Annotated in this window: 9 protein-coding genes; 7 read left to right on the top strand and 2 right to left on the bottom strand. The window is 70.6% G+C overall.

Going from position 1 to position 10,352, the window contains the following annotated elements:
• Window positions 1-319: 319 nt before the first annotated feature.
• On the top strand, window positions 320-952 hold the full coding sequence (locus AB0I53_RS46465; RefSeq protein ID WP_358616780.1) for a TetR family transcriptional regulator: 633 nt from the start codon (window positions 320-322) through the stop codon (window positions 950-952).
• 402 nt (window positions 953-1,354) lie between these two features.
• Here the strand turns inward: AB0I53_RS46465 and AB0I53_RS46460 are convergent, their stop codons facing one another.
• A complete protein-coding gene (locus AB0I53_RS46460; protein WP_358616777.1) occupies window positions 1,355-1,774 on the bottom strand; it encodes a DUF6223 family protein in 420 nt (139 codons plus the stop codon).
• Window positions 1,775-1,988: 214 nt separating this feature from the next.
• Here AB0I53_RS46460 and AB0I53_RS46455 point away from each other — a divergent pair, with 214 nt between their 5' ends.
• Together AB0I53_RS46455 and AB0I53_RS46450 are read left to right on the top strand one after the other, a co-directional pair.
• A complete protein-coding gene (locus AB0I53_RS46455) occupies window positions 1,989-3,107 on the top strand; it encodes a histidine kinase (protein ID WP_358616775.1) in 1,119 nt (372 codons plus the stop codon).
• Window positions 3,104-3,766 carry a response regulator transcription factor gene (locus tag AB0I53_RS46450; RefSeq protein ID WP_358616772.1) on the top strand — a complete coding sequence of 221 codons (663 nt, stop codon included), beginning with the start codon at window positions 3,104-3,106 and terminating at the stop codon, window positions 3,764-3,766. Before AB0I53_RS46455 ends, AB0I53_RS46450 begins: the two co-directional genes overlap by 4 nt.
• A gap of 202 nt (window positions 3,767-3,968) precedes the next feature.
• Here AB0I53_RS46450 and AB0I53_RS46445 read toward each other — a convergent pair whose 3' ends face one another.
• Entirely contained in the window at window positions 3,969-4,898 is a 930-nt protein-coding gene (locus tag AB0I53_RS46445; RefSeq protein ID WP_358616769.1) for a 3-oxoacyl-ACP reductase, read from the bottom strand.
• Between the two features lie 210 nt (window positions 4,899-5,108).
• Here AB0I53_RS46445 and AB0I53_RS46440 point away from each other — a divergent pair, with 210 nt between their 5' ends.
• The 4 genes from AB0I53_RS46440 to AB0I53_RS46425 all read left to right on the top strand — a co-directional run bounded on the left by AB0I53_RS46440 (window position 5,109) and on the right by AB0I53_RS46425 (window position 10,231).
• Window positions 5,109-6,269: a steroid 3-ketoacyl-CoA thiolase gene (locus AB0I53_RS46440; protein ID WP_358616766.1), complete on the top strand. Its 1,161-nt coding sequence runs from the start codon at window positions 5,109-5,111 to the stop codon at window positions 6,267-6,269.
• Window position 6,270: 1 nt separating this feature from the next.
• Window positions 6,271-8,475 (top strand): acyl-CoA dehydrogenase, encoded by a 2,205-nt coding sequence (locus AB0I53_RS46435; RefSeq protein WP_358616763.1) that lies wholly within the window; start codon window positions 6,271-6,273, stop codon window positions 8,473-8,475.
• Between the two features lie 257 nt (window positions 8,476-8,732).
• Window positions 8,733-9,605, top strand: coding sequence for a MaoC/PaaZ C-terminal domain-containing protein (locus AB0I53_RS46430; RefSeq protein WP_358616760.1), 873 nt, complete (start codon window positions 8,733-8,735; stop codon window positions 9,603-9,605).
• Entirely contained in the window at window positions 9,602-10,231 is a 630-nt protein-coding gene (locus AB0I53_RS46425; RefSeq protein ID WP_358616758.1) for a PaaI family thioesterase, read from the top strand. Before AB0I53_RS46430 ends, AB0I53_RS46425 begins: the two co-directional genes overlap by 4 nt.
• Window positions 10,232-10,352 lie beyond the last annotated feature (121 nt).

Genomic DNA, 10,352 nt, shown 5'->3' with positions numbered 1-10,352 from the left:
GCCCACCAACGTCGGGTGGGATGAAGCGAACGGACCGTTTACCTCGTCTATCGAGGCGAACAGGCCGTTCGCTCCACACCAGCCAGCGGGGATGCGCGACTGCGCGGAACGAGTTCTCAAACAGCCTCTATAGCGCCCCGAAACACTCACGGGTGGCGTAGAGCCCGGGCAGGGGGCTGCCCGCCCTCGCGCCCGCCCGGGCAAGCGCAAGCCGGTGGTGAGGGGGCCTGCCGGTCCCGGTGAGCGGTACGTTGGCGAAGACGGCCACGAGGCGAACCCGCACAATCAGATGTCGATTCGGATCAACCGAGGGGGACACGTGCCCAGAATCGCCGAGGCCCGGCCAGCCGCGGAGCCGAGCTCGCAGGAGCAGAAGGCGCGCCAGCGCCGGATCCTGCGCGCCGCCGCGGGCCTCGCCGCCGAGCGAGGGCTGGACCGCGTGCAGATGCACGACGTGGCCAAGGAGGCCGGCGTCGCGATCGCCACGCTCTACCGCTACTTCCCCTCGAAGACGCACCTGTTCACCGCGGTCATGGCGGAGCAGGTGGAGCAGCTGGACAAGCTGGCGCGCCCGCCGCGCTCCGATCAGGATCCAGTGGACGCGGTGTGCGAGCTGCTGCTGCGATCCACCCGCCAACTGCTGAGCCGGCCGCTGCTGGCCAGCGCGATGATGCAGTCGAACGTCCAGGCCAACGCGGCGACCGTGAACGAAGCCATCCGCATCGACAACATGATGAACGATGCGGTGTTCCGGATGCTCGGCCTCGAGAATCCCACCGCCCGGGACGTCCGGCTCGTGAGCCTCGTCATCGAGTGCTGGTACGGCATGCTGAGCTCCGCGCTCAACGGCCGAATCTCCATGGCGGACGTCGAGGTGGAGATCCGGCTCGCGTGCAGGCTGCTCCTCGCCGCCCGCTCGAACGCGGCGGAACCCACCGTGCTGGAGGACTGAGCCGCTCCCTGCCCGGCCGATGCCGAGGTTCCGGCCTGGGTCCGCAATTTCCATTGAAATCGAAGGTCCGATTTCAATGAGGTGATCTTGTGGCTGAATTGGCATCCCGGCGGGGGCGAGCTCGGCCGACGGTGGTGCCCGGGCCGGGTGTGAAACCCGTGCGTGACGCGCGGCGGATCAACGGGGTGTTGGTGGCGGTCCGCGGATTCCTGGGGCAGGTGGTGACCAACGGAGAGATCCCGGGATGGGTGCTGCATCAGCGACCGACTACGCCAAACCTTGACCTGGGTTCGTGGCGGGACTTATCGAACGCCGACCAAGGTCGGTGCCTGCAGCTCGGCGTTATCGATGCGCGCTGCCATGGCGTGCATGCAGCGAAGTAGCCGCGCTGCGGTGAGCCGGTCAGACGGTGCGGCGGGAGCGGGCCCGAGCTAGCCCGCCGAGGACTATGGCGATCAGCCCCAGCACCAGGGCCAGGTAGCCACCGACTATTCCGTTGCCGGTGCCGGGACCACCGTCGGCGGTGATCACAACCAGACCGCCGTTGACCACGGCGATCAGCCCCACCACCAGGGCCACGATGGCCTCCCTTCCCCCGGTGCCGTTGCCGATACGACCGGCGGATCGAGCCAGCGCCAGCCCGCCGATGACCACGCCGACCAGCGCCAGTAGCGCGGCCGCAGTGGCCCAGATTCGGTCGGGGGTCCAGCCGTAAACAGTGGCGGCCGGCTGGGTCAAGACGTGTGCGGCTGCCGGTGTGGCAAGCCCGAAAACTCCGAGCAGGGCGGCTGCTGCGGCGGCGAGCAGGTGACGGACGGACATGAGGTGCTCCTTCTCCTACGACTGGACGACGCTGATCATGTCCGCTGGATCCACCGCCGGTCGTTGTGCGGGCGCAGGCAATTCGCGCTGCCGCCGATGCCGTAGCCGGCTGCTACGGACGCCGCAGAAGCCGCGCAGGTACCGCGTGTGCGGTAGGCGACTGATCATCTGTGCGCCGGAGTTGCCTGCGCGAGCATCTGGCTAGGGTGCACGCATGAGCAGGGGACGGATCGGTGTCCGGGATTGGGTGATCGCCGTTGGCGTGGCGGCGGCCCTGCTGGTCGCCGGGCTGTCCGGGCAACACCCCTCTACGGGTCTCGACCCGCTGGGTTACGCGTTGCTGGTAACCGGCGGTCTGTCGCTGGCCGCGCGCCGCTGGGCTCCGGTCACCGTGCTGGCCGTGACCGGGTTGTGCGCGCTGGGTTACCAAGCCGTCGGTTTCGAGGTGCCTGTCGTCGCGTATCTGTTCGCGGTGTACGCCGCGGTGCGGGCGGGACACCGCATCGTCGCGGTGGCGGGTTCGGTGATCATGCTGGCTGCTCTTCCGCTCGCGATCCTGGCCTCTCCCCACGGCTGGCCCGTGGGCGAGGCGTTCACCCAGTCCCGGGACGTCCTCCAACTGGCCTGGCTGATCGCCGCCGGTGCGGCGGGTGAAGCGCTGCGACAGGCCGAGCGCCGGGCGGATGAGGCCGAGCGCACCCGCGAGGAGACCGCGCGGCGCCGTGCCGACGAGGAGCGGCTGCACATCGCGCGGGAGCTGCACGATTCGCTCACCCACCAGATCTCCGTCATCAAGGTGCAGGCCGAAGTCGCCGTCCACCTGGCCCGCAAGCGGGGTGAACAGGTGCCGGAGGCCCTGCTGGCGATCCGGGAGGCCGGTCGTGAGGCGGCCCGGGAACTGCGAGCGACCCTGGAGGCGCTGCGCGACGACGGCAAGAACCCGCCGCATGGGCTCGACCACGTCCCGGAACTGGTGCAACGGGCCCGGACGACGGGCCTGGACGCGAAGCTGACGATCGAAGGACACCGAAACGACGTTCCGTCCGCGGTGGACCGGACCGCTTACCGGATCGTCCAGGAATCGCTGACCAACATCGCCCGTCACGCCGCCGCCGCTACCGCGGCGGTCCGGATCGACTACCGGCCCGACGCCCTGGTCATCCGGGTCGATGACGACGGCAAGGCCACGCCGGACACCGCGCCGGTGCCCGGCGTCGGGCTGCTCGGGATGCACGAACGAGTCACTGCCCTCGGAGGTCACCTGCGGGCGGTACCGCGCAGCGAGGGCGGTTTCTCCGTCCAAGCCGAACTTCCCGTGGACCGAACGTCATGATCCGTGTCCTGCTGGTCGACGACCAGTCGCTCATTCGCAGCGGATTCCGTGCGCTCCTCGACATCGAGGACGACATCGAAGTGGTGGCCGAGGCCGCCGACGGCAGCGAAGGCCTGGCGCTGGCCAGGCAACACCTGCCCGACATCGCGCTCATCGACATTCAGATGCCGGTCATCGACGGCATCGAGGCGACCCGGCGCATCGCCGCGGACCCGACCCTGTCCGGGGTGCACGTCGTCATCCTGACCAACTACGGCTTGGACGAATACGTCTTCAACGCGCTGCGCGCCGGCGCGGCTGGATTCCTCGTCAAGGACATCCAGCCGGAAGACTTCCTCCACTCCGTACGCGTCGCCGCGCGCGGCGACGCCCTGCTCGCACCGTCGATCACCCGCAAGCTGATCAACCGGTACGTCACCCAGCCGCTCAACACCGGCACCGGCACGGGGCTGAAAGAACTGACCAACCGCGAACGCGAGGCCGTAGCCCTGGTCGCGCAGGGCCTGTCCAACGACCAGATCGCCGACCGCATGGTGATCAGCCCGCTGACCGCGAAAACCCACATCAACCGAGCCATGACCAAGCTTCACGCCCGCGACCGCGCCCAACTCGTAGTCCTCGCCTACGAATCCGGCCTGGTAACCCCGCGCAACCCCTGACAGCCACGGTCCGGGTGCAGGCCATCCTTGTTCGCAAGCTTCACAAGACGCTCAGTGCCTCTGAACTGCACAGATATCGATGCCCAACATCAGGGACATGACTTCACCCCAAGAGAAGCGCCATCACCTCAATGGAAATTGCGGAACCCCCGACCCGGCTGGGAGCCCAGCCAGCCGGCGGGGGTTTTCCGCGCAGTTGCGGCTACTTCTGGGAAGCGATGTTCTGCACGCCCGTCGTGTCCAGCTCCGCGACGCTGTAGGCCGCGTAGGTCTGGTGCGGGCTGCGGCCCGAGAAGTACGGCGTGAGCTGGCCGTCGAACTCCTCGACGCTGAAGGCGCCGTCGGTCGCCGTGAACTTCCGCTCCACCGTGGGCGCGGCCAGCAACGCGACCATGTCGCCGTAGACCACGAAGACCTGGCCGTTGATCTCGTCCGCCGCCGGTGAGGCCAGGTAGGCGACGAAGGCGCCCACCCGCTCCGGGGCCAGGATGTCCAGGTCGCCTGCGTTCGGGTCCTCGCTGAACACGTGGGCGGTCATCCCGGTGCGCGCCCGCGGGCAGATCGCGTTGGTGCGCACCCCGTAGCGCGACAGCCCTTGCGCGCTCGACAGGGTCAGTGCGGTGATGCCGGCCTTCGCCGCCGAGTAGTTCGGCTGCCCGGCGGCGCCGAACAGGAACGCCTCGGATGTGGTGTTCACGATGCGACCGTAGACGGGGCCGCCCGCCGCCTTGCTGGCGTTGCGCCAGTGCGCCGCCGCGGCGCGCGAGACGGCCGCGTGGCCCTTGAGGTGGACGTGGATGACGTCGTCCCAGTCGCGCTCGGTGAGGTTGAAGATCATCGTGTCCCGCAGGACGCCCGCGTTGTTCACCACGACGTCCAGGCCGCCGAAGGTGTCCACGGCCGCCTCGACCAGCCGGTCGCCGGTGGACCAGTCGCCCACGTCGCCGGTCACCGCCACCGCGTCGCGGCCCATGGACTTGATCTCTTCGACGACGTCCTCGGCGGCCGGGCCCATGTCGTTCACGACCACGTTGGCCCCCTGGGCCGCGAGCGCGAGCGCTTCCGCGCGCCCGAGCCCTGCGCCGGCGCCGGTCACGACCGCGGTGCGGCCCTCCAGCGTGCTGTCGCTCATCGCGTGCTCCTTGTCCTGCGTCCGACTGTCCCGGCACGGCCGTGCCCGGCCTCTCGCCGAAAACTAGTATTCATTCTTCTGGGCGGCACGCGGCAGTCCCACTGAGCGAACGAACTACAGTTCCGCGCGGGCGAGGTGGTGTTTCATTGCGGATAGATAATGAATTCTAGTGTTGTGGGGCGCGTCGCCCGCACGCGAAGGAGAAGCCAGATGCCTGAGGCCGTCATCGTCGAAGCCGGTCGCACGCCGGTCGGCAAGCGCTACGGAGCCCTGTCCGGGCTGCATCCCGCCGAGCTCCTCGGCCTCGCCCAACGGGGCGTGCTCGAGCGGGCCGGCCTGGACCCGGCGAAGGTCGGCCAGGTCGTCGGCGGCTGCGTGACGCAGGTGGGAGAGCAGTCCAACAACGTCGCCCGGAACGCCTGGCTGCACGCCGGCCTGCCCTTCACCACCGCGTGCACCAGCATCGACTGCGCCTGCGGCTCGTCCCAGCAGGCCGTGCACCTGGTGGCCGGGCTGATCGCCGGCGGCGCCGTCGACATCGGGATCAGCTGCGGCGTCGAGGCGATGAGCCGCGTCTTCCTCGGCGCGGCCCTGGCGCCGGACACCGGCAGCCCGGTGCCGGACTCCTGGACGATCGACATGCCCGACCAGTTCACCGCCGCCGAGCGGATCGCCCGCAACCGCGGCATCACGCGCGCCGACGCCGACGCGCTCGGCGTGGCCTCCCAGCGGAAGGCGGCGGCCGCCTGGTCGGAGGGGCGCTTCGACGGCCAGATCATCCCCGTGGACGCGCCGGTCATGACCGAGGAAGGCGCCACGGGCGAAACCGTCGTGGTGACCCGGGATCAGGGGCTGCGGGCGACCACGGCCGAGGGCCTCGCCAAGCTCAACCCGGTGATCGCGAACGGCATCCACACGGCGGGCAACTCCTCTCAGATCAGCGACGGGGCGGCGGCCGTGCTGCTGATGAGCCGGGAGCGGGCCGAGGCGGAGGGCCTGCGGCCGCGGGCCCGGATCGTCGCCTCCGGAATGGTGGGCTCCGACCCGTACTACCACCTCGACGGTCCCGTGCACGCCACCGCGCACGTGCTGGAGAAGGCGGGCATGACGCTCGGCGACATCGACCTCGTGGAGATCAACGAGGCGTTCGCGTCCGTCGTGCTGTCGTGGGCGGAGGTGCACCAGGCCGACATGGACAAGGTCAACGTCAACGGCGGCGCGATCGCGCTCGGGCACGCCGTCGGCTCCACGGGCGCCCGGCTGATCACCCAAGCCGTCCACGAACTCGAACGAAGTGACCGCTCCACCGCGCTGATCACCATGTGTGCCGGCGGCGCACACGCCACGGCCACCATCGTCGAACGGATCTGAGATGACACAAGCAACCCTGGGTTTGAGCGAGGAGCACCGCGACCTGCGGGACTCCGTGCGGGCCTTGGCCGGTCGCCACATCACCGAGACCGAGGTACGCGCAGCGGTCGATGCCGACGCCGAGCAGCTGCCGGCCTTCTGGCCGCAACTGGCCGAGCAGGGCCTGCTCGGGCTGCACCTGCCGGAGGCGGCCGGCGGCGCCGGATACGGGCTGCTCGAACTCGCGGTCGTCCTCGAAGAGCTCGGCCGCTGCATGACGCCAGGTCCCTTCCTGCCGACCGTCCTCACCAGCGCGGTGCTGAGCGAGGCGGGACACCACGAGCACCTGCAAGCTCTCGCGGACGGAACAGCTACCGGCGCGCTCGGGCTCGGCGACGGATTCACCGCCGAGCGCACCGCGGAAGGCGGCCTCCTCGTCTCCGGAACCGCCAAGCCGGTGCTCGGCGCGCACCTCGCGGACGTGCTCGTCCTCCGCGTCGCGGCGGACGGGCAGCAGGGGTGGGTGGTGCTGCCCCGCGCCGCGGCCGAGGTCGCCGAGGTGCCAAGCCACGACCTCACCCGGCGGCTCGCCGAGGTGACGGTCACCCGCGTGCACGTGCCCGCCGAGGACGTCCTCGCGGTCGAGCCGCACCGGCCCCACGACCTCGCCGCCACGCTCTTCGCGGCAGAGGCATGCGGCATCGCCGACTGGTGCACCACGACCGCCGCCGAGTACGCCCGGGTGCGGGAGCAGTTCGGCCGGCCGATCGGGCAGTTCCAGGGCGTCAAGCACCGCTGCGCCCGCATGCTGGCCCGCACCGAGGCCGCCCGGGCCTGCGCCTGGGACGCCGCCCGTGCGCAGGACACGCAGGACGCGGCCGACGAGGTGGATCTGGCCGTGGCCGTCGCGGGAGCCACCAGCATCGAGGCCGGTTTCAGCACCGCGAAGGACTGCATCCAGGTGCTCGGCGGCATCGGGTTCACGTGGGAGCACGACACCGGCCTCTACCTGCGCCGCGCGCAGACGTCGCGGCTGCTCCTCGGGGCGACCGGCCACTGGCACCAGCGGGTGGCGCGGCTGGCGCTGGACGGCACGCGCCGGGCGGTGTCGGTGGACCTGCCGCCGGAGGCGGAGGAGATCCGGGCCGTGGTGCGCGCCGAGCTCGCCGAGGCGGCCCACCTTCAAGACCAGGAACGCATCACCTACCTCGCCGAGCGCGGCTACACCGCGCCGCACCTGCCGAAGCCGTGGGGCCGGGGCGCCGACGCCGTCGAGCAGCTCACCATCGCGGAGGAGATGCGGGCCGCGCAGGTGCGCGCCCACGACATGGTGATCGGGAACTGGGTGGTGCCCACCCTGATCCAGCACGGCGACGAGGAGCAGCAGCGCAGGTTCCTCCCGGCGACCCTCCGCGGGGACATCGCCTGGTGCCAGCTGTTCTCCGAGCCGGGCGCGGGTTCTGACCTGGCCGGCCTGTCCACCAGGGCGGAGAAGGTCGAGGGCGGCTGGAAGATCAACGGCCAGAAGGTGTGGACCTCCATGGCCTGCGAGGCGCAATACGGCATCCTCCTCGCCCGGACCGACCCGAGCGCGGCCAAGCACAAGGGGCTGTCCTACTTCCTGCTCTACATGGACTCCCCGGGCATCACCATCAGGCCGCTTCGCGAGCTGACCGGCGAGGCGCTGTTCAACGAGGTGTTCCTCGACGACGTCTTCGTGCCCGACGACATGCTGGTCGCTGAGCCCGGCGACGGCTGGAAGCTCGCCCGCACCACCCTGGCCAACGAGCGCGTCGCGCTCTCGCACGACTCGTCGCTGGGCTCGGGCGGCGAAGCACTGCTCGAACTGGCGGCCTCGCAAGCCGACGACCACCGCCTCGCGGTGCTGGGGCAGATCCTCTCCGACGCCCAGGCGGGCGCGTTGCTCGGCCTCCGCCAGACGATCCGCTCGCTGAGCGGGCAGCAGCCGGGATCGGAGTCGTCCATCGCCAAGCTCCTCGGCGTGGAGCACATCCAGCAGGTGTGGGAAACCGCGATGGAGTGGCAGGGGCCCGCGGCGCTGCTCAACGGCCAGCGGTCGTCCGCGGATTCCCCCGGCGCGACCTGGAAGTTCCTCAACACCCGGTGCCTGTCGATCGCGGGCGGCACCACCGAGGTCCAGCTCAACATCGTCGGCGAGCGGCTGCTGGGTCTCCCGCGCGACCCAGAGCCCCGACCCAAGTCCTGACCGACCTGAGTGCCTGTCTCCGAACTCGTTCTGCGTGGCGGTGCGGGTGGCGGAACCTCAGACGCCTTCTCGCTGTGGGATCCCCGACTTACGTATGACCAAATACGCGGCATCGGGGCTGTCCTCACGAGAAGACGTCTGAGAACCCGCGGCGGTGCGAGTTGCGAGGGTGGGCTAAGCGGCTGGCGCCGCTTCAAAGACAAAGACCGAAAACTGGGATCAAGACAGGCCTTGACGCACACAGGAGAAACACAAGAATGGCGATCGACCTCGACGAGGCGCTGAACGCCCGCCCCACGACCCGCGAGATCTCGTGGACTCGGCGGGACGTGTTGCTCTACCACCTCTCGCTCGGCGCCGGCGCCCGCGCCGACACCGAGCCGGAGCTGCCCTACACCTACGAGGCCGGCCTCCAGGTGCTGCCGACCTTCGCGATGGTGGCGGGGCAGGGAATCTCCGCGGGCGACCGTGCCGCGCCGGGCTTGGCGCTGCCCGGGATCGACATCGACCTCCGCAAGATCCTGCACGCGGGCCAGGCGCTCCGCGTGCACCGGCAGCTGCCCGCGTCCGGCACGGCCACCGTCACCAGCCGCGTCGCGGACGTGTGGGACAAGGGCAAGGCGGCGGTGATCGTGCTCGAATCGACCGCGGCGGACGGCGACGGCGCGGCGCTGTGGACGACGACCATGCAGATCTGGGCGCGCGGCGAGGGCGGCTTCGGTGGGAAACCGGGGCCGGACGTCGCGGCCGCACTGCCGGAGCGCGAACCGGATGTCGTGCTGGAGTCGCCCACGACGCCCGCCCAGGCGCTGATCTACCGGCTCAACGGCGACATGAATCCGCTCCACGCCGATCCGGACTTCGCCCGGGCGGCCGGTTTCGACCGGCCCATCCTGCACGGCCTGGCCTCCTACGGGCTGGTCGCGAAGGCGATCGTCGACGGGCTGCTCGACGGCGATGCCGCCCGGCTGCGCGCGTTCGCGGTGCGGTTCGCCGGCTCGCTGCTGCCGGGGGAGACCATTCGGACCGCGGTGTGGCGCGACGGCGGGCAGCTCGTGCTGCGCTCGACGTGCCCGGAGCGCGACAACGCGCCGGTGCTGACCCACGCCACCGCGGAGGTGGCGTCGTGACCGCCGCTCAGGAGCAGCCGCTGGAGCTGACCGCCGCTCCCAACAACGAGGGCGTCGACGCCGCGGTATCGGCGGCCCGCCGGGTGATCGCGTCGCTGCTGCACGCCGGTGACGGATCGGCGGCGGAGATGAAGGAGGTCGCGGACCGGCTCAACGCCGTCGCGGACCACCTCGACGAGCACGCGCCCGCGATGGACCAGCGGATGGTGGACATGTGGGCGGGGGAGGGCATCACCCGCCACGACCCCGTGACCGGCCCGGAGAACGCGATCGCGCCACCGCTGCACCTGACCGGGAAGGACGACGGCTCGGTCGAGGGGGCGGTGACGCTGGGCCTGCAGTACCAGGGGCCGCCCGGGCACGTGCACGGCGGAATCTCGGCGCTCGTCCTCGACCACACGCTCGGCGTGGCGAACCACTGGGCGGGGCAGTCGGGGATGACGGCGGAGCTCACGCTCCGCTACCACCGGCCGACCCCGTTGTTCGAGCCGTTGACGGTCACCGGCGAACAGGTGGCGGTCGACGGGCGAAAGATCCGCACGACGGGCGCGATCACGGCCCGGGGCGAGGTCTGCGTGTCGGCCGAAGGCCTGTTCATCGCGAAGCACCTGCCACGACCACGCTGACCCAAACCCGAGGAGCTCCCGAGCGGTGCGAGCACGTGCGAGATGTGGCCGCTTGGAGCGCGGGGCGGCGATTTCGCGCGAAATCGCCGCCCCGCCCGCAAGAGGGGTGCCGGGTTGGCGC

The organism is Saccharopolyspora sp. NPDC050389 (genome assembly GCF_040655595.1).
Taxonomy (GTDB): Bacteria; Actinomycetota; Actinomycetes; order Mycobacteriales; family Pseudonocardiaceae; genus Saccharopolyspora.
Note: the sequence above shows the minus strand (reverse complement) of the source record. Positions and strands in the feature narration are given on the sequence as shown.